Origin of the sequence: Methanobrevibacter sp., from assembly GCF_036307625.1 — an archaeon.
GTDB lineage: Archaea > Methanobacteriota > Methanobacteria > Methanobacteriales > Methanobacteriaceae > Methanocatella.
Genome location: NZ_JAXJXF010000035.1, coordinates 1 through 24,482, shown reverse-complemented (window position 1 = coordinate 24,482; position 24,482 = coordinate 1). Strand labels below are relative to the sequence as shown.

At 33.0% G+C, this 24,482-nt stretch carries 16 protein-coding genes and 1 tRNA gene; 2 read left to right on the top strand and 15 right to left on the bottom strand.

What is annotated here, in order from left to right; all coding sequences use genetic code 11:
• Window positions 1-101 precede the first annotated feature (101 nt).
• Together pyrF and UIB65_RS02525 are read left to right on the top strand one after the other, a co-directional pair.
• The gene (gene pyrF, locus UIB65_RS02530; protein WP_330039562.1) at window positions 102-749 is read left to right on the top strand and encodes an orotidine-5'-phosphate decarboxylase; all 648 of its coding nucleotides are present in this window, start codon (window positions 102-104) and stop codon (window positions 747-749) included.
• 83 nt (window positions 750-832) lie between these two features.
• The gene (locus UIB65_RS02525; protein WP_330039561.1) at window positions 833-1,078 is read left to right on the top strand and encodes a DUF5654 family protein; all 246 of its coding nucleotides are present in this window, start codon (window positions 833-835) and stop codon (window positions 1,076-1,078) included.
• A 246-nt stretch (window positions 1,079-1,324) separates the two neighbouring features.
• On the opposite strand, the gene UIB65_RS02520 is transcribed toward UIB65_RS02525, so the two are convergent.
• The 15 genes from UIB65_RS02520 to UIB65_RS02450 all read right to left on the bottom strand — a co-directional run.
• The gene (locus UIB65_RS02520) at window positions 1,325-2,248 is read right to left on the bottom strand and encodes a deoxyhypusine synthase (RefSeq protein ID WP_330039560.1); all 924 of its coding nucleotides are present in this window, start codon (window positions 2,246-2,248) and stop codon (window positions 1,325-1,327) included.
• A gap of 17 nt (window positions 2,249-2,265) precedes the next feature.
• A complete protein-coding gene (locus tag UIB65_RS02515; RefSeq protein ID WP_330039559.1) occupies window positions 2,266-3,168 on the bottom strand; it encodes a CBS domain-containing protein in 903 nt (300 codons plus the stop codon).
• Window positions 3,169-3,306: 138 nt separating this feature from the next.
• Window positions 3,307-4,296 (bottom strand): ATP phosphoribosyltransferase, encoded by a 990-nt coding sequence (locus UIB65_RS02510; RefSeq protein ID WP_330039558.1) that lies wholly within the window; start codon window positions 4,294-4,296, stop codon window positions 3,307-3,309.
• 63 nt (window positions 4,297-4,359) lie between these two features.
• Window positions 4,360-6,408, bottom strand: coding sequence for a cation-translocating P-type ATPase (locus UIB65_RS02505; RefSeq protein WP_330039557.1), 2,049 nt, complete (start codon window positions 6,406-6,408; stop codon window positions 4,360-4,362).
• Window positions 6,409-6,727: 319 nt separating this feature from the next.
• Window positions 6,728-6,853, bottom strand: coding sequence for a hypothetical protein (locus tag UIB65_RS02500; RefSeq protein WP_330039556.1), 126 nt, complete (start codon window positions 6,851-6,853; stop codon window positions 6,728-6,730).
• A gap of 13 nt (window positions 6,854-6,866) precedes the next feature.
• A complete protein-coding gene (locus tag UIB65_RS02495) occupies window positions 6,867-7,994 on the bottom strand; it encodes a TIGR04083 family peptide-modifying radical SAM enzyme (RefSeq protein ID WP_330039555.1) in 1,128 nt (375 codons plus the stop codon).
• A 1-nt stretch (window position 7,995) separates the two neighbouring features.
• A complete protein-coding gene (locus tag UIB65_RS02490) occupies window positions 7,996-8,205 on the bottom strand; it encodes a TIGR04165 family Cys-rich peptide (RefSeq protein ID WP_330039554.1) in 210 nt (69 codons plus the stop codon).
• A 348-nt stretch (window positions 8,206-8,553) separates the two neighbouring features.
• Window positions 8,554-9,777, bottom strand: a complete 1,224-nt coding sequence (locus UIB65_RS02485; protein WP_330039553.1) for an aldo/keto reductase — start codon at window positions 9,775-9,777, stop codon at window positions 8,554-8,556.
• A 47-nt stretch (window positions 9,778-9,824) separates the two neighbouring features.
• Complete coding sequence (galU, locus tag UIB65_RS02480) at window positions 9,825-10,679, bottom strand: UTP--glucose-1-phosphate uridylyltransferase GalU (RefSeq protein ID WP_330039552.1); 855 nt, start codon at window positions 10,677-10,679, stop codon at window positions 9,825-9,827.
• A gap of 138 nt (window positions 10,680-10,817) precedes the next feature.
• Window positions 10,818-13,304 carry a right-handed parallel beta-helix repeat-containing protein gene (locus tag UIB65_RS02475; protein WP_330039551.1) on the bottom strand — a complete coding sequence of 829 codons (2,487 nt, stop codon included), beginning with the start codon at window positions 13,302-13,304 and terminating at the stop codon, window positions 10,818-10,820.
• A gap of 75 nt (window positions 13,305-13,379) precedes the next feature.
• Window positions 13,380-13,466: transfer RNA gene (locus UIB65_RS02470), tRNA-Leu, on the bottom strand.
• A gap of 142 nt (window positions 13,467-13,608) precedes the next feature.
• Window positions 13,609-14,037 carry a DUF371 domain-containing protein gene (locus tag UIB65_RS02465; protein WP_330039550.1) on the bottom strand — a complete coding sequence of 143 codons (429 nt, stop codon included), beginning with the start codon at window positions 14,035-14,037 and terminating at the stop codon, window positions 13,609-13,611.
• 204 nt (window positions 14,038-14,241) lie between these two features.
• A complete protein-coding gene (locus UIB65_RS02460) occupies window positions 14,242-19,383 on the bottom strand; it encodes an Ig-like domain repeat protein (protein ID WP_330039549.1) in 5,142 nt (1,713 codons plus the stop codon).
• Between the two features lie 197 nt (window positions 19,384-19,580).
• Window positions 19,581-21,830 carry a right-handed parallel beta-helix repeat-containing protein gene (locus UIB65_RS02455; RefSeq protein ID WP_330039548.1) on the bottom strand — a complete coding sequence of 750 codons (2,250 nt, stop codon included), beginning with the start codon at window positions 21,828-21,830 and terminating at the stop codon, window positions 19,581-19,583.
• Window positions 21,831-22,013: 183 nt separating this feature from the next.
• The coding region (locus UIB65_RS02450) for an Ig-like domain repeat protein (protein WP_330039547.1) at window positions 22,014-24,482 on the bottom strand (2,469 nt) is incomplete at its 5' end.

Below are 24,482 nucleotides of genomic sequence, written 5' to 3'. Positions count from 1 at the left end.
GTATTATATACTTTATTATATATAAATATTATTAGTAATACATGAAACAAAATTTAGGACAACCTAATTATTTTAATATAAAAATAAACCAAGATGATAACATGAACATAAAAAATAACTTAATCTTAGCACTTGATGTGATGAGTGAAAGTGAAGCAATTGAAATTTGTGATTCAATTAAAGAGAATATTGACACCATAAAAATTGGCTACCCATTAGCACTTGCAGAAGGTCTTGAAATAATTAACAAACTTAAAGGCAAATTTGGATTTAAGGTAATCTGTGACTTTAAGGTAGCAGACATTGATGCAACAAACGAAAAAATATGCGATGAAACATTTAAGGCAGGAGCAGATGCAATAATATGTCACGGATTTGTCGGATCAGACAGTGTTCAAGCATGCCTGGACATGGCCAACAAACATGGAAAAGAATTATTTTTACTTACCGAAATGTCACACCCAGGGGCAAAAATGTTTCTGCAAAAAAATGCAGATGCAATAGCCCAGATGGGTGTTGATATGGGAATCACAAACTATGTTGCACCAGCAACCAGACTTGACAGATTATCAGATATACGTGATATTGTCGGTAAAGATGCATATATCATCTCCCCAGGAGTTGGAAAGCAAGGAGGAGATGGTAAAAAAACATTGGAATACTCAAATGCAATTATTGTTGGAAGAAGTATTTACGAATCAGATAATCCAAAAGAAGCTTGTGAAAAATTAATCGAATCATTGAATTAAACCTAAACTATTTTAATTAAAACAAATAAATATAATATTGTTCTTATTATCTTTGAACAAATTGATTAAATGGAGGAAAAAATATGGCAAACGAAGTAACAAAATTAATCATGGAAACTATCTTAGGATTAATTACCACTGCATTCGCATTTGTTGCAGGTTTAGCATGGAACGGTGCAATCCAAAAATTAATCGAAAACTTCATAGGTACTGGAGATGCACTTCCAAGTTTATTCATTTACGCTATCGTTGTAACTATTATTGCAGTACTTGTTACCGTATTACTCGCTAGAGTAGCTGGTAAAATGGGTATCGAACTCGGAGAATAAATAATTAATAAAGGAATTTCATATTCCTTTTTTTTAACTTCTTTTTTTAAATTAAACTTTTAAAGACAATGCCTGTAGATTCATAGGTCATAAAGAAAACAAATATCCCAACTTAAACACACCACAATTATTATTTTTCATTATATTCAAAAAAAAATAGATTCAGAAACTTGTTTTTAAGTGAATGTGATAATCAAGTCATTGTCCACTCCATCTTAACAATACGGCAAGAATTATATAACCCATCTAATTCCTGCTGATTTTATCCAAAGCCGCTGCATAAATCAATGGGAAAATAACAGTTACATCCCCAACAACACTAGCTAAACTTGAACCGCACCTTGCCTTAGCCCATGATTTCGCTTCTTCAAGAGGTGCGCCACCTAAACTACCGGCTTCAGGCCTATCCATAGTAATCTGAATAGCTGCATCAAGACCACCGGTAATTACATTGGAAGCAAGAGTATAATGCTTGGTCAATCCCCCTCCCAAAAGTACGGCACCTACCTTTTCAGAACCAAATACTATATCAGACAATAAAGGCATGTCTCCTGCAGCACTGATTGTAAAATCATGGTCCTGTGAAAAAATCCACAGCTGAAGACCCATCATTGAATCAATTAAACCCGGTGCAAAAATTGGAACATCATTTTTTGCGGCATTTGCAACAAAGGAGTTTTCATCATCGACCAAAAGACCTATCTCATGAAGCAACTCCTGAATTGAAATAACATTTTTCTCCTGAGATATTTTTTCAAATATCTTGGTTATTTCTTTTTCAAAAATTGTAAAATCATCAGAGCCAACGTTAATGTCTGCAATTCTACCTATTCCTTCTTCATTCAATTCTTCGTCATCTTTTCCTTCATGACGATAATGAGATCCACCAAATGCTTCAACAAGGTCGTGAGTTATATTTGCACCACTTGAAACTATCAAATTCACATGGCCTTCCTTAATCATTTTAGAGACTATGTTCCTCATGCCTCCAGGTATTAAAGGACCTCCAAGACTTAAAAAGACATTCATGTCCTCATCCTGAATCATTTCCGCCAATATATTGCATGCGCGAGCTACTTTACCTGCCCCTAAAACACCAGATTCATCGAATTGATCCAATAAATCAATTACATTCATACCTTTATCAACATCAATGGGGTTAACTTTCATTAGATCACTTGAAAAAATTAGTTAGTAATTATTGGAAATTGCTCTAAATTAGTAATGCTGTCAATTAAATCTGTCCTTGTAACAATTCCATGCAAATTTTGGTCATTGTCAGCTATAATCAATCTTGAAATTGATTTTTTAAGCATTACTTCAATAGCATTGGCAATCTTTAAATCTTCATTAACAATAACTACATTCCGTGACATCAAATCACCTACAGTGTCATTTTCTCTATCTTCAGCTATTGCCTTTACAAGATCAGTAACTGTGAACATTCCAACCACTTTTCCATCTTTTATAACTGGAGCACCATCAATTTCATGAGAATTCAATTTTTTAGCTGCTTCCTTAACAGAGCAATCCACCTTAAATGATATTACGTCCTTACTTGCAATATCACCTACTGATTTTTTAGGAATACTTCTAATGGTTGTTGTATCTACCAGAAGAATGTTGTCCATATCATCTCTTCCTACAATTTCACCCATTACACCCAAATTATTTACCGGAGTTGGACCTATCCTAATTACATCTCCAAGATTCAAATCCTTTATACTTCCTAAAACTTTTATTGCAGCTTCACATTCAGTTGGTTGAGGAACACTGGTAAACTCAATTTTAGCAACAGAAATATCCTCCAACCTTTTACCGTTTTTATAAATAGGAACCTTGGAATCCCTATCTGAAACTGAAATATTTAATGAATGATAAGCTTCTATAGTAGGTTTATATCCTCCTCTAGGACCAGGAACACCTTTAACCAAACCTAAACTTCTTAAAGATTGCATCTGGTTACGAATTGTTCCAGGATTCCTACCCATAACCTCAGCAATGTCCTCTCCCTTAATAGATTTCCCATTTGAGGATTGATATAAATTAATTAATGTTTGTAAAATTTCCTTTTGTACAGATGTTAACATATTTATTCACCTATAACTTAATAATAGTTCTATTTATGTTAAGCATACTTTATAAATGTTAATGATAAATAATGATAAATAAAAACAGATTATAAGTAATAAAAAAAATGTTTAAAAAAAATAAAGAAAATAGAATGATTATTCAATCAATTGTTTCAAATCATTTCTAATTATAAAAGTAGCGTCAAATCCTTTGATAACATCCACCATTTCTGGGAATTTTGCTTTAGGAATTAAAACATTGATTTGTGAAAAATCAGAACCTGCAGTAATTGTAGGCTCATCAGCACAAAGTTTGTTGCTTATCAAATAATTGGAAACTTCTTCTATTTTTGAATTTGCAATGTTGAATTTTACATCGAAATATTTTTTAGCAGTGATTGCTCCAAGCAATTGCTCATAAATCATTTGAGCCTTTTTGAGCTTTTCACCAGTACATTTTTCACTAGCATAAAGGCCGGCTGAAGAATGTAGGATGGTTTCAATTTCTTTTAAACCTGCTTTTCTCAAGCTGCTACCAGTTTGGGTATTGTCAACAATCAAATCAGCGCCCTTAGCGATATATACTTCAGTAGCACCATCAGAGTTGATAACCTGTACCATTTCATTGTCCCCATCAGTCAAACCTCTAACTTGGACAAACGGTACTGCATCACCATAAATTTCCTGATAAACCTCATTTTCCATAATGAATTTTCTAGTCAGGTTTGGATATTCAGTGAAACATAAAATTGGAGTTTTTCTATCTTTATTTGCTCTGAATAAATCTGACAAGCTGTTGTATGGAGAATCTTTAGGAACAGCAACTATTAAACGAGTTTTTCCATAATCCAAATCTCCAAGCTTTACAGTATTTGTAGGCCTTAAAACGGATTCTTCCTTAATCCAATCCTCACCTACAATAGCAATGTCAACCATTCCCCTATTCAATTCAACAGGAGTGGATTGAGGACGAGTTAAAAATGCAACAATGTCATCATCATTCATAATTTCAATTTCATAAGATTCATCACCAGGTTCATATCCATTGACTTCATAACCTGCATCAACAAATAATTGATGAGTATTTCCTCTTTTAACATTATTTAAACTTCCCTTTGGAAGTCCCAAAATTATTTTATCATTCATAGTAATACCTACACTAAGATTAATGTTTAAAATATATTAATGTAATGGTTTAAAAAAAGAAAATTAGTTGTGATATGGTTCACAACTTTGCCTATCAATTGCATGTTTGTGAACATGCATATGTTTAATTCCATTTTCTGTCTCGATTTCATCAAGTATTTCAACACATTCATGAGAATGGGTGTGCTCACCGTCGTTATGGAAATGATAATGTGAATGTTCCGTATTTTGAGTGTCTATTTTCTTGATTGAATCATCGAAATGCCTATCATACAGCAGTGCTGCATTTAAAACTACCAAGCATGATCCGGCATTGTGAACAATAGCTCCAGTTACAGGGTTCAACAGTCCCAAAACAGAACATACAATAGCAGCCGCATTAATAGTCATTGAAATTATAATGTTGGCTTTTATAGTAAATAATGTGGAATTTGAAAGTTTTTTAAGATAAGGGATTTTTCCAATATCGTCTCCTAAAAGTGCAATGTCTGCAGCTTCAATAGCCACATCACTTCCAACAGATCCCATTGCTACACTTACATCAGCTGTCTTAAGTGCGGGCGCATCGTTTACCCCATCTCCAATCATACATACCTTTTTGCCTTCAGATTTGAATTTTTCAATCCATGAAAGTTTTTCTTCAGGAAGGAGATTTCCATAAACTTTGCCAATTCCAACTTGTGATGCAAAGTAATTAGCAGTTTCTGTGTTATCTCCGGTAAGCAATACGGTTTCGGTTCCAAGTTCATGCAAACTGTCAATCATCTTTTTGGAATCTTCACGTATTACATCAGACAAACCAATCAAACCTATAACCTCACCATCCAATGCAACAATAATGGAAGCTTTACCTTCATTTTTTAATTTATTAAGCTGTGTGTCAATATTTAAATCAACATTATTTTCTGATAGGAATTTGGAGTTTCCTGCATATACATGACCATAAGAATTATTACATGTAACCCCTTTTCCAGGATACATTTTAAAGTCTTTTGGTTCTTCAATATCGATTTCAACTTCCATTGCATTGTTAACGACAGCTTTAGCCAATGGATGTTCACTTAATTTTTCACAGGATGCAGTGATTTTAAGTAAATCCAAATCAGTTAAATCTTTCCTTACGGAAATAACATCAGAAACTTCTAAATTACCATAAGTTAATGTTCCGGTTTTATCGAATACTAAAGTATTTAAGCCACCCAGGGTTTCAAGTGCCTCACCGGATTTGATTAAAACTCCATATTTAGTTGCCTGACCAATTGCAGCCATGATTGCAGTCGGTGTTGCAAGTATCAATGCACATGGACAGAACACAACTAAAACAGTTACTCCCCTTTCGATATTTCCTGTTGCCAACCATGCAACAATAGCTATTATTAATGCTACGGGAACCAACCATGTTGCCCATTTATCTGCAATTCTTTGTGTTGGTGCTTGTTTTTCATCAGCGGCCTTTACAAGGTCAATCAATTTTTGAAGTGATGAATTTTCACCCAAACTGGTTGCCCTAATATCAATGGCACCGTACATATTCATAGTTCCACAGAAAACCTCATCACCGACTTCCTTATCAACAGGTAAAGACTCACCAGTCATTATTGATTGGTCAAGTGATGAAGTACCACTTATAATTTCACCATCAACCGGAACGCTTTCACCTGGAAGAATTCTTAAGGTATCCCCTAATTCAATATCATCTACAGGAATGACTTCCACTACACCATCACGAATCCTTCTTCCAGTCTGTGGAGTTAGATTAATTAAATTTCTTAAACCTTTTTTGGCTCTTTCAACAGTCCAGTCTTCTAAAAGAGCACCTAAAGCCATAATCCATGCCACTTCTCCTGCTGCAAATATTTCACCAATTAAAAGTGATGCAACCATTGCTATTGCAATAAGCAAAGCTGAGGAAATCCATTTTTCACGGATTAATCTAGTCAATGCCAGAAGCAACATTGGAATACCGCTTATTATTACTGTACCCCATGCAGGGTTTAAATAAATAGGAGTATCAATTCCCAATATCATAAAAATAACTGCAATCAGTAAAAATATACCTGAAATGATGGTCATTTTTAGTCCGAACAGAAAGTCAGTTATTTCATCTATCATGTAAAAACACCTCAAAGTATTACTTTTTTTGAATTTATTTAAATACCCAGTATTACTCAAAAATTTTTTAATGAAAATTCAAAATCTTGAAACCCCTTAAAAAATTAAATTCAGTAAGTACCAAACAGCCCAAAAGTATTACTTTTTTTGAGTTCATTTAAATACTCAGTATTACTATACTACATATTTGTAAAGTATAGTATATAAAGTATTACTTTTTTTGAATTCATTTAAATACTCAATATTACTGAAAAAATAATTCTCAAAAAAATAATTAAAAAAAGAATCTGTAAAAAAAATACAGATTATAAAGTCAAAGTTATTCCTCTTCAATTTTTTTATAGTTCATGCATTCCTTAACATCCAATAATTGATGTTCATGCATTTTACACACGATTTTGTATTTGTTCCTTAATTCCAAATGTATGCAGTCATCACAAATCATTTTATCAACCCATTTACGGTTTCATTGCCAGATCCATTATGCTGAATGGTTCTCCTTCTTTTCGGGAAGTCGGTCCACTCATTCCAAAGGCTGATTTTGCAAATTCCTTGTTCATTCTTTTTGAAACTTCACCGAATATCATTTTGTATGCAGTGCACTGTGGGTCAACAGCCTGAGGAGTCTGATATGCTACAATTGCATTGTAAGGACATCCTCCTTCACAATATTTTACATATCTGCATTTTTTACAGTTTTCATCGACATAATCCCGGAATTCCTGAAGTTTTGCCCATGCATCGGACTCTTTTAAATCATCAAAACTTGGACTGTCAACAACATTTCCCAAAACATACTCAGGCATTCCAACAAACCTGTAACAAGGATAAATGGAACCGTCAGAACCTACCGCCAATGTTGTTCCTATGCAGTCTGCAAATGTGCAAAGGGTTCCTCTTCTTCTCAGTGAAGACTTACAGATATGGTCCAAATCCATTACTGTAAACTTGTCCAAATCATAGAGATATTTATCCAGCCAATCAACAAGCAGTTTACCATGCTCTTCCTGGTCAAGTGCCCACGGATCAGCATTGTCCCCTCTAAGTGACGGCAGGGCAGCATGGATTTTCAGATTCATTTTTTCGCCCTTAAAGAATTCGTATAAATCGTCGGAGAAATCCTTGGAGTAATCTGTTACTGTCAAAACAAAGTTAATTATCAATCCTTTGCTTTTGGCGCGTTCATATCGAGACATTGTTTTATCAAAGTATCCATCTCCCCTTTGATAATCATTGATTTCCTTTGGTCCATCAATACTTGTACTTACAACTACATTGTATTTTACAAACAGGTCAATCAACTCATCAGTTAAAAGCCAGATGTTGCTTTGTAGTGAAAATCCTTCAAAATTTTCTAGTTTTGAGAGTTTTTCCAAGGCATATTCATAGAAATCATAACCTGCAAGAAGCGGTTCGCCACCATGGAAAGTGAAATGAACCTTATCATCCCTGAAATCATCTAACCAATCAATAATCTGGTCAATAATTTCAGTGCCCATCATTTCTTTTTTATTTTCAGATCCCCAACAGTATTTGCAGTTTGATGGACAGTTTAATGTTGGAATAATCATTACATGAAATGTCATTTTATCCGTGAATCTTATTTAATTCCTTCAATAATTTCTTTTTCTCATCTTCATCCATGTTGTCATTTACAAAGAAAATATAACCACATTCCTCACATTTTACAGTTTCCATTTCTGCATGTGCTCTGTGATTGTCTAACAATTTTCTGTGAGCTATTTTATCTTTTGAACCACATTTTGGACATGGTGCCAATAATTCTTCAAGTTTCATATTTTCACCTATAATCTAAAATTAGTTTTTAAATTATATTAATTTTTCACTATCCAAAAAGTTTAAATACAATGTAAAAATGACTGCAATTTTTCAAAATGACTTCAACAAGCTTTAAATAACATATAAATAAATATAATAAATTAAATTTAAAAATAAGATGATAACAATGCCTAATGATTTATATGACCACTTTATGAAAGAAAAAAGCAATCCATTATTTACAGAAATAAGCAACATAGTCCGAGACAAAATATGGCATGAGAGCATTGATTTTGACATATCGCAAAAATGGTTAAAAACAGAAGACAAGATATTTATCCAGTTATATTATCTTTTAAGATATACCTAGCGATTAATGAATTTAATGACATATTTATATATTGGAATGCCAACAGTTTTAACAATCGGCAGAATATATCTGATTCCTGGAAATTCAAATTCCTTTTTAACTTTTTTAAGCTCAGAAATGATGTCTAATTTTTGCGGACATTTCCTCAGACATTTACCGCAGCCATTGCATAAACCAGCGTTTGCCGCTTTTCCCATGACTCCACCAACATACTGATAGTAATCAATCAATGAAGCATTTATGAAACCTTTATGATTAAACAGATACTTTTCATTGTATGTTTTTAAACATTCCGGAATATTAACTCCCTGAGGACATGGCATGCAGTATCCACAAGTAGAACAGTTAATTTTTAAGGAATTGCGCATGACTCTTTTAACCAGTTCCACAGTTTCCATTTCTTCAAATGTCATGGAAAGTGGTGTTGTTGAATTTGCAACAGCTAAATTATCTTCAACCTGCTCAATAGAATTCATTCCAGAAAATACACAGGAAATATTGCGATTGTTTAAGACCCACTGAAGTGCCCATTGCGCAGTTGTTTTGGTGGAATCCGCATTTTTGAAAATTTCTTCAGCATCTTTAGGCATTTTGCCTGCAAGAATACCTCCCTTTAAAGGTTCCATTACAAAAACACCCATTCCTTTGGAAGCGGCATATTCAATGCCTTCAGTGCTTGCCTGAACATTTTCATCAAAGTAGTTATACTGAACCATAACCACATCCCAGTCATAGCCATCAATCAATAAATCGAATTCTTCCTTAACACCATGATATGAAAAGCCGACATGCTTAATCTTGCCTTCACGTTTTGCCTTGTTTAAAAAATCGATCAATCCTTTTTTAAGCAGTCTGTTAACAGTTTTCAAATCAACTGAATGGATAAGATAATAATCAATATAATCTCTTTGGAGTCGTTTTAGCTGTTCATCCAAAAAGTTTTCCATATCCTCATATTTTCTAACATGAATGGACGGCAGCTTTGTGCAAATCTTGACTTTATCCTTATACTCGCCCTGAAGAATTTCGCCTAAAAACTTTTCGCTATCTCCATAAAGATAGGCAGTATCAATAAAATTAACTCCATTATCAATAGCATGATAAATTTGTTTTTTTGCTAAATCTCGATCGATTTTACCGTTTTTCAAAGGAAGGCGCATTGCTCCAAAACCCAATGCAGATACCTCATCCCCAGTCTTTTTGATTAATCGATATTGCATACTATCAACATAAAAAAAAAGTATTAAAGTTATTTCACAAGAAATAACTATTCATTTTCACTAATAATTTCTTTCATGTACTCCCTCAAATCATCTTTGGATTCATCATCATCCATTGCAAATTCAATTGAAGTTTTAAGCCATTCGAAACGATTACCTATATCATAGGTTTTGCCTTCAAATGTAACACCATAAATTGCATCTAATTTTTGAAGAGCATCTGTAAGCTGAATTTCACCACCCACTCCAGGTTCAGTTTCATCAATCTTATCAAAAATATCAGGAGTTAAAACATATCTTCCCATAATCGCAAGATTTGATGGAGCCTGATGAGCCAATGGTTTTTCAACAAGCTTTTCAATATTATACACATCCTTTTCCACTTCTTTTCCTTTGATGATACCGTATCTTTCCACCTTATTTTTAGGAACGGCTTCAAGTGAAATTGCTGATGCATCATACTTCTCATAAACGTCAATCAGTTGTTTTGTACATGGGGTAGGGCCTTTAGTTATTGAATCTCCCAAAAGAACGGCGAATGGTTCTCCGCCGACATGCTTTTTAGCACAGTAAATCGCATCCCCCAAACCTCTTTGCTCCTTTTGCCTGACATAACAAATATCAGCCAAATCAGTGATTGCGCGAACTTGCCTTAAACGGTCATCCTTACCTGCACTCTGTAAAGTTTGTTCTAGTTCAAAGGATTTGTCAAAATGGTCTTCAATTGACCTTTTATTTCTACCTGTAACAATCAATATATCATCAATTCCAGAAGCAACCGCTTCTTCGATAACATACTGAATAGTAGGTTTGTCGTAAACTGGTAGCATTTCCTTAGGTTGTGCTTTAGTAGCAGGCAAAAATCTGGTACCGAAACCTGCTGCCGGAATTACAGCTTTCATAATTTATCACCATATAAGTTTTAGTTAATAATATTTTATTTTAATATATTAAATAAGTTATGAAAAAAATTAGATTTTGAAAGGTTTAAATAAAAACCTTCCACAAATATATTTTAATTTAAAAAAAGAGAATCATAGTTATTTTTTAACTATGATCTTATTTGTATTTGTTAAACCATTATAAGTGGTTTTTATGGTGTATTTACCGACTTTTAAATTTTTAGCAACATTAAAAGTGGCTATTCCTTTTTTATTGGTTTTCAATTTATATGTTTTACCTTTAAACTTGATTTTAACCAATTGTTTTGCATAAACTTTTCCTTTTGAATTTAAAACCTTGACTGTGAATTTGCCTGTCTTTTTAACTTTAACATTTACGTTTTTAGTGATTAAAGTATTCTTAATTGTTATCTTATTTTTAACTTTAATGCCACCATAAGAAGAATAAACGGCATATTTTCCAGGTTTTAATTTTAATTTTAAAGTAGCAACACCATTTTTATCAGTTTTGACAACATAATTCTTACCGTTGAGTGTAAATTTAACCTTTTTAGAAATTACTTTACCAATTAAATCATATACTGTTACTTTAAAAGAAATTTTGCTGTTTTGATAATATTTGGTTAAATCATTGCTCACTATAGCTTCCCTAGCATCTATTTTTATTTTAATACCGTTATTGAATTTTATATCCAAATATCCTGTTTTTTCTGCAGTATAATTAATTTTACCACTATAAAGTCCAGAAGCACCACCATAACGTGATATTTTTCCAGATTTATCTGCCAAATATGATAAATCATAACTAACAGTTATGTTATCTCCTTTGAGTAAAAATTTACCGTCATGATTGTAATTCAATACCAGCCAATTTGATACAAAATCAGGTTTTTGCATTTTGGATAAATTGTAAATTGTATCTCCCCAGAAGTTATAGTCTGCATTTAATTTTTCGCTGGATCTCAATACTAAAGGATAATTATTTCCAACCAAAACTGAGTGAATTACTGTTCCGTTTTTACCGAACCAGTATATTCCTCCATCGAAAAATCCGTTGTCCATTATTATTGATTCGCTTATAAATCCGTTGTCTCCAACCCAGCAGACTGCATCACCGCACCATGCATCATTTTGGTAAAATTGGGATTTCAATATTTTTCCGTTACTGCCTCTCCATTGGATAGCTCCGCCTGAATTCGCATATCCGACATGATTATTTCTAAATACACAATTCAAAACAGTACCGTTTGTTCCGTTCCAGACTATTGCTCCACCTTCAGTTATTTTTGCACCCATCGGACGGAATCGGACAGTATGAATGATATGCCCATCTTCGGTGACAATTTCCTCTTCCTTATCGAAGGGGTCATCTTCAATACCTCTAATGTCATTGTTTGAGAAGTTGCAGTTATCAACTATACCGTTTGCCCCATTCCAGTAAATTGCTCCTCCCCCAATGTCGTTAGAGAAGTATTTCGCAATAGGATTTCCATTGATGAAATTGATGTTTTTAATAACTACATTGTCTGCACTTATGTTAAAAATTCTTGAGGCGTTATTTCCATCAAGTGTATGACCATTACCATCAATTATAATGGATTTATTAATTAGAATTCCCTTGTTTGATCCGTTAATGTAGATATAATCTCTATCTAAAACTAAAACACTTCCTTCAGGAGCATTATCTATTTTTAAAGATAAATCTTCAAAGGAATTGCCATATCTGAATGTTACATTAATGTAGGATGAATTACCCCAGTCTTCAATAGAAGAGCGACAATCAAAAGTGGAATTGACAATAACTGCCTTCGCATTTATCTGCAAATCCTTTTGATGATTGTTTTCAAAATCACATCCTATGACAGTCGGATTATCCCCATCCAAATGTAGTGCACCAGAATACTCTGCTGCAGAATTGTTTTTAAAGCGGGAATTTGAAATTGTGACATTGCCATACCAATGAACGCAAATTGCACCACCTTTGAAAAGTGCAACATTGTTTTGGAAATTGCAATTATTGACAAGTAAGTTATATCCCTGCAAATAAAGGGCTCCGCCTTCACTATTTACAATCTGAATGTAAATTTGATGAGGATCAAAACTCTCACCGCTTGTTAGGTCAACTGCAGGACCGTAAGTTACATTGTTATTTATGAAATTGCAGCTTTCAATCAGCCCATCATTTCCTTTCCATAAAACTGCTCCGGCAGCTGATGAAGCAGAGTTATTTTCAAAATTACAATTGAACAATGTTCCATTATTTCCCCACCATGAGATGACTCCCCCAGCAAGGCCGGTTGCTTTTGAATTGATAAAATTCAAATTTTTAATGCAGACATTATCCGCATTTACCAAAAACACCCTTTTCACATCAGGAGCCTCTATTGTATGATTGTTTCCATCAATTGTGATTGATTTTGAAATTATAATTTGATTTGATGAATTTGTGCTTTTGTAATCCTGATTTAGATTAAGTGTTTCACCAACATCGGTTGAGTTGATTTCACCAGCCAAGTCTTCGAGATTAGCTGTAGCATTATTGCCCATATCAGCTGCATTTACGCAGGATAGAGATACTGCAATCAATGCCAAAATTGATAAAATAAAAAATGTTTTTTTAATCAAATTAAATTCCTCCAATTGTGAAATATATTGGATTTAATGATTAATAAAGTTTTCAAAATAAGAATTTTATATAAATGGTGCGGGGGACGGGACTTGAACCCGCGAAGGGACTGACCCACTAGGCCCTCAACCTAGCGCCTTTGACCGCTCGACCACCCCCGCATAAAACAAAAGTAGTTATAAAAGGATATATCCCTTAACTTATTTAAAGTTAACTATTTTTAGCACAATTTTTACAGATTTTCATTTCTCAAATCAAAAATTAAATTCAAAATAAAGTAAAACCAAAAAATGTTGCAAAGAGTTATTTTTCAATATTGGCATCAACTTTTATGGTGACTTCCATAATCTTATCATTTTTCAAATCTTCAATCAGGTCTTGATTCAAATCCTTTGCGGCCTTATCCGCTTTAATCATCAATGTCCTTGAACAGGTGTAATCGCTGGTCCTACATACAATATCAGTCGGATGAGTCAAGGTCAAATCCTCATGGCCAAAGCCGACTATTTCATCATGGCCGTTTTCAGTATCCAAAATAACTGTTATTCTGCTATTTGAGTTGGCAATTTTATCTTTAAGTTCCTGAGGAAAGTCAAGCATTGATTTGTCGGCACCGGTTCCGACAATGCAATCTGCAGTTGGACCTATTTCTGGATCTTTTGTAATTTCAAAAGTGGACTTGTGATGAGAGGTTACATTTTTGTGGCCTTTGGCCTGAAGTTTGAAAATCATAATCATAACTTTGGATTAAAAAACTAATAAAATTTTTCGTTGCATTTAAATGAAATATTGACAAATTATATTATAATATTAAACTCGCAAATGCAAAATTATGAATGGATAAATTAAAAATAATGAAAGCATGATGAAAATCAGATGAAATGAATTCGGCAATCTACATGAAAAAATAAAAAAATTAAAGGTTTTGAAAAACCCCTATTTTTTCACAACAATTTTATTTGAAACCTTCAGTTTCCCATAGCTAGTGACTATTTTATACTTGCCCACTTTTAAAGATGACTTTATAGTAATGGCAGCTATTCCTTTTTTGTTTGTTTTAACAACATATTTTTTACCTTTGAATTTGAAAGTAACCTTCTTATTTTTCAATATCTTGCCCTTTTTGTTAACAAGTTTGGCCTTGAATTTTGCGGTTTTTGATTTCTTTTTAGATAAATTCTTGGTAATAATTGTTGATTTGACCTTAATTTTATTGGAAACCTTATATCCTTTGTAGGTAGCTGTAATGGTGTAAGTTTTAGGTTTAAGCTTGATTTTAAAAATTGCATAACCTTTTTTATTTGTTTTTACTTTATATGTTTTTCCGTTGATTTTAATTTTAACGACTACACCCGCACCCACAGGTTTTCCGTTATCACCATAGGCACGCACCTTATAATTTTTATTTGCACCATAGTATTGTGAAAAGCCTTTATTTCCAGCTAATCTTTTGAAAATTATAATCTTATTGAAAGCCTTTTCACCAGTTACAGGATTTTTTGCTTCAATAGTGTAACTTCCAATCTTAAAATTAATATTTAGTCTAGATATTCCGTTAGGGAGTGTTGTTGTAGTAACTTTATTGCTTCCAATTTTAAATGTGACTTTTGTATTTCCTAAAGCCTTACCATTGGAATCACAAAATATTGCAAAATACTGTGTTCCGGTACCATACAATTTAATTACATCAATTCCTTCAACAGTTTTGGAAATATTGATTGATGCATTGGTTGAAGCTGAACGATATCTATCAGTTTCATTGAAAAGGATTAATGCAACGTAATTTCCTGAAGGCAAATTCAAATCAAGTGCAGCCTTGCCGGAACTGTCGGTTAAAATTTCAAACTTTTTTCCATTAAGTTTAACATGAATTACCCCACCAACAATGGCCTTGCCGGACTCGGATTTTAAATATATGATTAACTGTTCACTACCCTTATAGTATTTAACTACATCCTTAGCAGTTAAATCAACACCCAATAATGTATCACGTACAATAAATTTGCCTTCACATGAACTTTTGGAATAATTTTCGTTTCCACCATAGGTAGCATGGAAAGAATAATTGCCCTCAGCCAATTTTCCAATGACAAATGAAGATTTTCCATTGTTAACTAAAATTGAATATGACTTATCACCTATTTTTAATGTGATCCTATCACTAATCAAATCTCCCTCGGTAGAATTTAAATTGATTCTTGCAACTACCCTGTCATTTAAACCTGCATCATCAATTTCAACTGTTAATCTGGATCTTTTTTGAGTTACATTTAATTCATAAGTGGTATTTGAGGCATAATAGTTGTTATCACCATTATAACTGGCAATGATCGTATACTCACCAGTTTGCAATGGAGAAATGTACCACATAGCTTTTGAATCAACGATGTTCTTACTTCTTGGTGAATAATAGCCAATCATGCTGAAAATTACTTTTCCTGTTGCATTGGGACTTAAATTAGCATAGATTCTAATATTTTCATTAAGCAATACCTCGCCGACTGATATTGAAATCTGAGATTTGGCTTTAGTGATATTGAATGAAGTGGAATTTTTTGAGTTTATATAGTAATGATCACCCAAATACTCTGCAGTCACATTATAATTTCCAACATCGAGCCCTGAAAATCTCCAGACGGCAATACCGTCAACTATTTCAATATCTTTTGCAATGCTGCCGGATTTGAAACGCACAATACCTGTTGCATTATCGTTGAGTATTGCAACGACAATTATGTTTTCACCATAAACCGTTTCATTCACCTGCAAAATTACATCGCTGGCCATTTCTTTTACATAAAATATTGTGGTGAAAGTGGAATTGTAATAATTGCTATCCCCTGAATAATAAATGTCCAAGGAATATTTACCAGTCGGTAGTTTGGATAAGTTTAGAATAACTTCAGAACCTTTAATCTCTTTAACATATTCATTTTCATTAACTTTGAAAGTCAGATTTCCACTAGCATTTTTAAGGTCAAACACCCCAATAATCTGGTCAACGTCATAGGTGCAGTCATCTGCAGAAACATTTAAAATCAAATCAGCCTTATTTACTGAAAAAGTGCTTTTAATCTCTTCACTTGTGAATTTATCATTTGAGTATATTACTTTAACAGTGTAATCTCCAGTGTTTAAACCAGATACCTCACATATTGCAGTGCTGTTAACAATTTCAACTGTTTTTCCTAAAAATCCATCGATTATGAAATTGACATTACCCGATATGCCCTTATCAAAGTAGACCTTAATTTTTTCCAGTTCTCCATAATGAATATCTTCAGTTGTTAAATTAAATTTAATGTCCTTTACTGTCAAATTATTATGAATAGTTGCATTTTTATAATTTGCTGAAATGGAATAACTGCCTGTTGGGAGATTTAAAGCAAAATAGGCATATCCATCATCATCTGTTGTTATATTGTATTTGTTTCCACTGAACTCTATTGTTACAATCCGATTAGGCATTGGAATACCATTCACTTCCAACAATCTTACCGAATAATTGAAAGCATTATAATTCCAACCGGTTGAATTTTCACCTATGAAAACAAATTCATCAGCAACGCCAATTGTTGTATTCCATGTTGCATCAGAGCAGTTTTCATTTCCTTCATAATATGCAAAGACATAATTAGTTCCTTTGTCGAATTTGACATTGAATTTAACTTTGCCATCAGTGATATTTGCAGTATAATGATTATAATTAATGTAAAGCCCAATCAATCCAGTACATTTTGCAGGATTAATATTAATAGTGACAGTACCGTTTAGATTTTTTTCATCCTCATCAATCACCACATCCAAAGAGGTTTCCTGTCTTGACACCTTGAATGAAGTTGATGCATTTGAAGGGACATATTTGGCATCTCCCTCAAACCAGACAGTTACATCATAGGTTCCCGCCTGCAATCCGTATAAATTGATTGATGTAATGTCACTGTCCAGATAGATAGTGGTATTTACGCCATTAACAGTTAAAATTGCTTCACCCCTAAGAGTTTTTGGAACTACATTAACAAGGACTGTTGCATTTTGACCCACTTCAATATCACTGGCAGATACGTTTAAACTGCAATCATATTTTGTTACCTTCAATATTGCGCTTGCATTGGCTGCTTTGTAATAATTGTTTTCAACAAATCCGAAGGTAATGTTGTATTCACCTTCTCCAAAATTATTTAATGAAATTGTTGTGTTCCCATTATAAAGATAAACAATTTTCTTTCTGACACCATTGATATACATTATTGCCTGGCCCTGCACTCCCTTAGGAAGAAGAGTAACAATAGCAGAACCCCTTTGGTCTATTTTAATTTCAGGAATATGTACAGATAAATCCACAGACTGCTTTTTGATTGTAACTGTTTTGTTGAAAAATGATTTAAAGTGATTTTCATCCCCCTCATATACCACTTTCATGATATAGTCACCCGGAAGCAAATCAGTTATCTCTGTGTTGACTTTTCCATTGGTCAAATCCAGCCAATATACATTATCTCCAATATATAGCGATACAATTCCTGTCGGAGTTGATTTATCCTGACTTGTTACTGTGATTGCGACTTTAAGGGCATCTAAAAATGTAATGTTTTCATTATTTTCCACAGCAAGTGAAGTGTATACCTTACCAACATCCACAGTTACATTTTGAGAGAAGTTACCTACGCTAGCATACACTAAAAAGGATCCTTTGTTTTGAGAATGATTAAATATAAAATTGCTTTTACCGTTGATTAACTGTTTTTGTAATGTTTCACCGTAAGAAGTTGTGAATGTTACATTAAATATTGGGAACAGATTGATTTGAGGTATTTGGTTATTGTTAATTGTCCATGAAGCATTTATTTTAACTGTTTGACCAATGTTTAACATTGAATATTCCGGCACCAAGCTAAATACCAGCCAGGAGTTAACCTGATTGATATTGACCCTTGAACCGTCTAAATAAGGATTATCATTAGTATTCCACCAATTGTTATCTAGACAAATTGCCTCTCCGCCGTTGAAATATATATCTCTGGAAATTCCATCGAATATAGCATTGTCCATGAATGCATTATAAGTTAAATTCAGGTTACCTGCATTATAAATGTTAGGAGAACCTTTATATGCAAGCATTGGAGTTTCATAATTTCCTGTGTTGTTTCTGAATATTGATCCTCTGGATTTAAGATTGCCGGAATTATAAATCGCACCATAAATAATGTTGAAATTAGCCCTTTCGATATAATTGTTTTCGATAACGGAATTTAATAAAACAAAATCTCCTGCATTATAAATTGCAGAACCTTTGCATTCATGAAGGGCACGTGAATTCGTTATAATACTATTTTCCATTGTTGCATTACCGTCATTGGCTATGCCTGCACCATATCCAAAATCAACACTCATGGATTTGTTAAATTTGGAATTATTGATGAATAGATTCCCTTTATTATAAATGGATCCCCCATAAGAAAACAAACCTGATGTGGACAGTGCAGTATTGTTTTCAAAATAGGAATTGAGAACTTTCAGGTCTCCAAAATTGCTTACTGCTCCTCCATAAATGTATTTGTTAATAGTATCATAATACAAAACACTGTTTATGAACTGGCAATTATCAATAGTAACATCAGCCTTCTTAATGTCCAATGCAGCACCATATACATTATCGTTATATGAAACGGAGTATGATTCAGGAGATTTATATGCATTCACAAACTTGATATTTTTAAAGGTTACTTTCACATTGTCGGAAACTATAAAAATGTAATCCTTTCCCTGGCCATCGAAAATTGTATTGCCCGAACCGACAAAAGTTATTGATTTGTCAATGGTTAACCTAGTATTTGATGTGTCTTTATAGGTTCCATCTGCCAAATTGATAGTATAATTATCTTTAGATGATTTTAATGCTTTGTCCACTGATTTTAATGCCAAATCCTGAGAGCTTCCGTCATTTGCATTATTACCATTAACACTATCAACATAGATTATTTTTCCATTGTCATTTAAATAATCATTATTGCTTTCAGATAAATTATTAAATTCCTTAGCGCTTAAATCGGAAGCGCTAACCGAAGATATTAACAAAAACACTGAAAAGATAATAAAAATTATTAAAAATACTTTATTAAATTTCAAATTAAATACCTCATTTAGATTAAATTAAATTTTACAAATAATCATTTGTCAATGATATTTTAAGGTATATCAAATAAAATATATATAATTATCCTGAAAAATAGTAGCTAAAAAAAAGAAGTATAAATTAGTTTTAAGCAACTAATTTATTCCAAAGTTGATTTTTTGCGTCTGATTCCAATCAATAATAATATTAAAGCCGGAATAATCATGACAATTGAAGGAATGAACCTTTCAATCTCGTTTTTCTCCTCAATTTCATAAATCTTTTTACTTACACTTGAAGATTCACCGGCAGATGAATCTGAACTTGCGGTTGATTTTGATTCACTGGCAGCAGAATCAGTACCCTCTGTTGAAGGAGATACATCAGAACTGTTTGATTCCACATTTACATTCTGCTGATGGCCATCAAAAGATGTCGTATTTACTTTTCCACCATCAGTATTTGAAGTTGTATCTTCTTTACCGCCATCAGTATTTGAATTGATGTAATTAAGCAATAAATCCTTTAATGATTTTGAACCGCTTGGTTGATTATTTCCAGAACCTTCATCATCTTTATTGTCTGAAGGCTTATCTTCACCAGATTGTGAATCATCTGTTGGAAGTTTACCGGTTTCACCATCATCCTGACTTCCGGAACTTTTTTTAGAACCCGGAATCAACGGATTGAACGAATACTGTTTTTTTGTTTCGCCATTGGATATCTTACGTCCATCAACATTATTGGAAATCTCCTTATCATTATTCGGATTATAATTAAATTCATTGCCATTATCAACACTATTTTCACGAGAAGCAAAGTAATCGAATGCTTTCATGATGGGATTGTTATAGAATTCCATGTTTTTATGTGCTGAAATGTCTCCATATTTATATCCGCTCTTGCTTGGATCAGCATTTGGATTATATGAAACCAATAAATTATTGAATATTTTAGAATCCACAGAACTTAATAAGTTAACGGAATAATATCCATCACTGAATACCGTGTTATCATGAATGTTATATTGATGGTCTCCTGAAGTACTTTGACGGTAACTGATACCGTACAGATTATCATCCACAGATACATCCCCAACACTATGCACTTCAATTGTATTATTGGCAATGTGTGAATGAGTATCCTGAGATTCAATACCTGCCACTAAAGCCCATTCATGTGTACCTGCCAAACCAGTAACATTAATCTTGTTGTTAGTGATTGACAATGATGTTTCACCATAGAAATTTTGAGAATAAATTCCTATATTCGGACCGTTGGAAAATGAATATAAATCATTTCTAGTGATGTTAACATCAGAAATCGGACCGGTAATCTGAATAGGATATGCAGTACCCGCAGCTAATTTACCACCAGTTGTTATAATAGAAATATTGTTGTAAATGACTGTTAAATTATTTAGATTATAGATATCTAACCCATAAAGATAATTGTCAATACCTGGAAATGTTAAAAAATCAACCATATTAATAGTGTTATTCGCTATCAATGAGTTTTGAGATTTTGAAATCAGCATACAATCCTGTGAGGGATATGAATTTTCAGGCCTTTTATTGATTTCAGACAAAAGAGTGTTTCCAACAAATGACAAATTGTCACAATACTCCACACCTACTGTCAAAACCAAATCTGAAGCCAATTCAGCACCATTTGCACCGAATATGATGTCTTTTAAAGGCAATGCAGCACTGATTGTGTTGTTAGTTATTATCGCATTTGTACAGTACGATAACTTCAGTGCACAATTATACACATCAACATCATTGTTATGGCCTTCAAAATTTATTCTACAATTGCGAATCTTAAGATTTCTAACCGCATTATATTCATTCCCATCAGCAAAAATACCATATGCTTGAACATTAAGAGGAACAATATAATTAATATCGAGATTGTTTAAAATAGCATCATCAGAATAAATCAATATTCCTGCGTGATCATTATTTGCAAATTCACTATCCAAATCCATTTTTAAATCTGTCAGGGTGATATTTTTTGCATCCAATTCAAATACTGTATTTTTTAAAGTGAATCCAATTCCTTTAAGAACAACATTATCTGCACGAATAGCTACTTTACCGAGATTTTCAAAATCCTGTGAGAATATCAATGTTTTACCAGAACATCTTGATTTTAAAACATTATTGTCAAAATAATCATCAAAATTTTGAGAGGTAATATAAATTGTATCATTGAATACCAAATCAGGCTCATCCGGAACTTCTTCTTCCATATCTGACAATATAGAACCATTATTAACAGATAGTTTTTGAACTTCTACAGAATTTAAAGAGTCTGAAGTACCATTAACATCAATTTCTGCAGCAGAAACTGAGGTAATAGAAATAATACAAAGAATAATCAATCCCAATATTAATTTTCTATTCAAACCTATGCGTATCACCTCCATTGAGGTTGTTGTCTCAAATAATCATCAACTATACAAGTATAATTAAAAATTATTAAAAGATATTGTAATATCTATAAAAAATAGTTTATAAAGTTTACTTGAAAATAACAAAAAAATAGTTTTAAAATAAAAAAAAGAAAAAATAGAGATTATGAAAAATCCCTATCTTTTTACAGTAACTTTTTTAGATATAGTATCCTTGTAGTAAGTGATTTTTACAGTGTATTTTTTACCAGCTTTGAGTTTATTAATGACATTTTTCTTAATGGTAACTTTTGCAACACCTTTTTTATTGGTTTTTGCTTTGTAAGTTTTTCCATTGAATTTAAACTTAATTACTTTACCTTTAAGATATTTGCCTTTTACCTTGTTCAAAGCAGCAGACAATACAAGTTTTTTAGCAGATTTTTTAACATTCTTATTAGAAGCTTTTAAAATCTGTTTTACACCTATCTTATTTGATACTTTTGCTGTTTTGTATTGTGCAGTAATAGTGTATTTTTTGGTAGGTTTCACTGTGTTAGGTATTTTTAAAGCTGCAACACCATTCTTATTGGTTTTAACTTTATAAGTTTTCTTATTAAGAGTAATTGTTACAACTTCACCTGCAGCAACTTTACCATCAGTTCCCCATGCACGTACTTTGTATTTGGATCCGTCAAAGTATTGCATAGCGAAGTTTTTACTACCAGTGAGTTTAGGTTTAAACAAGATGAATGCGGAAAGATTTCCACTAGCTTCTTCGTACTTGTCATCACCAGTGTATCTGTAGGTAATGTTTTTATCTCCACCAGTCAATCCACTAATTTTAAGAACTGTTGTGCCGTTTACATTAGTGTAGTAACCATTTCCATCAATATCAACGAAAACAGTTCCAGTTGCATCATCAGGCAATGCAATTGTAATAGAAACAACTTTACCTTCTTGTGCATTAGCAGGAACAGTCACATCAATTGTTGGTTTTACTTTAGCAACAGCAGCAGTTACTGATTTAGAGTAAGCAGCATATTTGCTATCACCAGAGTATGAAACAGTAATATTATGGTCACCAGCAGATAATTCGCCTAATGGGACACTAGCAGTACCGTTAACAACAGGAACAGTAGTTTCAACACCATCAACACTAACAGTTAAATTACCAGTAGCATCAGCAGGTAAATCAATTGAAATAGAGTCATCATCACCAGTTGTGATATCTTCTGGAATCTCAATTCCAGGAACAACACTTAGAGATTTTTCAGCAGATGCTGAATCATATTTCTCATCACCAGAGTATGAAACGCTGATATTATGATCTCCAGGAGTTAAGTTTCCTAATGGGACACTAGCAGTACCGTTAACAACAGGAACAGTAGTTTCAACACCATCAACACTAACAGTTAAATTACCGGTAGCATCTTCAGGCAATGTAATTGAAATTTCATCTTCATCATTGAAGTCGATTTCATCAGGAATTTCAATGTCCGGTTGTACATCAATAGTACTTTCTTTTGAAGCTGCTTTATATTTGTCATCACCAGAGTAAGCGACAGTAATGTTGTGTTCACCATATGCTAAATCTGGTATTTCAACAGATGCATAACCATCTTCTACAGGAACAATGTAAGTTTCGTTTCCAATAGTCACGGTTAAATTACCTGTAGCATCTTCAGGCAGGTTAATTTCAACAATAGCATCTTCACCATAAATTGCATCAGCGTCAATATCCATGTAGAATTCAGGGTCTACTGTGAATTGAACTGTATTGGATGCAACTGCATGAGTATCATCACCAGAATAGACAACAACAACACTATGTTCACCAGGTTCAGCTGAAGGAATGATAAATTGAGCAGTACCATTCTCATCTAAAGCAACAACAGCTTCTACATCATCAACAAATACAGATACATTACCAGTTGCACCAGGAATAGCAATATCAATAGCTACTTCCTCACCAGCTTCAACTTCACTAGGAACAGTAACATTAACTTGAGCATCTAATTTTTCAACAGTGAAATCAGTTGAGTTTTCAATAGGACTGTATTTTAAATCGCCACTGAAGTAAACTCCTACTGTGTATTTGTTAGCAGATAAGTCAGAAACATTGAGTTGTCCTTTACCATCAATAACATCTACATCGTATTTTTTACCATTAAGTATTACTTCAACAGTACCTTCAACAGATTCACTGAATCTGATGTTAACAATTGCATCTTGACCAACAGTAATATCATCAGCTTCTACAATTAATACAGATTCGAACGGATAGTTATGACTTATGGTATTGTTTTCATTGCCGTGTTTGACAGCTGCATCACCAGCTAATTCACTAGCATATAATAAGTTATCGGTTACAGTGTTATTTACTGTTGATTTTAAATCAATAGCATATTCACTAGAAGTTGCCATAACAGTATTGTCAACAATAGTGTTTTCATTACCGCTTACGGTTACAGTACCAGTTACAATGTTGTTTGCAAAGGTAGTGTTTGTTCCGGAAATAGCAACATTTTTGAAAGTATTACCATCAACAGTAGTGTTTGCAGCAATATTTGTAGTTGCATAAATCTTATTGTTTTCTACAATACTGTTTGCACTAGGATTAAAGTTAGTATTACCATAAAGTGTGTTGTTTCTGTAAACATTACC

Coding starts and splice junctions, on each gene's coding strand:
- pyrF (WP_330039562.1), top strand. CDS start 102: ATGAACATAAAAAATAACTTAATCTTAGCACTTGATGTGATGAGTGAA.
- UIB65_RS02525 (WP_330039561.1), top strand. CDS start 833: ATGGCAAACGAAGTAACAAAATTAATCATGGAAACTATCTTAGGATTA.
- UIB65_RS02520 (WP_330039560.1), bottom strand. CDS start 2,248: ATGAAAGTTAACCCCATTGATGTTGATAAAGGTATGAATGTAATTGAT.
- UIB65_RS02515 (WP_330039559.1), bottom strand. CDS start 3,168: ATGTTAACATCTGTACAAAAGGAAATTTTACAAACATTAATTAATTTA.
- UIB65_RS02510 (WP_330039558.1), bottom strand. CDS start 4,296: ATGAATGATAAAATAATTTTGGGACTTCCAAAGGGAAGTTTAAATAAT.
- UIB65_RS02505 (WP_330039557.1), bottom strand. CDS start 6,408: ATGATAGATGAAATAACTGACTTTCTGTTCGGACTAAAAATGACCATC.
- UIB65_RS02500 (WP_330039556.1), bottom strand. CDS start 6,853: ATGATTTGTGATGACTGCATACATTTGGAATTAAGGAACAAATACAAA.
- UIB65_RS02495 (WP_330039555.1), bottom strand. CDS start 7,994: ATGACATTTCATGTAATGATTATTCCAACATTAAACTGTCCATCAAAC.
- UIB65_RS02490 (WP_330039554.1), bottom strand. CDS start 8,205: ATGAAACTTGAAGAATTATTGGCACCATGTCCAAAATGTGGTTCAAAA.
- UIB65_RS02485 (WP_330039553.1), bottom strand. CDS start 9,777: ATGCAATATCGATTAATCAAAAAGACTGGGGATGAGGTATCTGCATTG.
- galU (WP_330039552.1), bottom strand. CDS start 10,679: ATGAAAGCTGTAATTCCGGCAGCAGGTTTCGGTACCAGATTTTTGCCT.
- UIB65_RS02465 (WP_330039550.1), bottom strand. CDS start 14,037: ATGATTTTCAAACTTCAGGCCAAAGGCCACAAAAATGTAACCTCTCAT.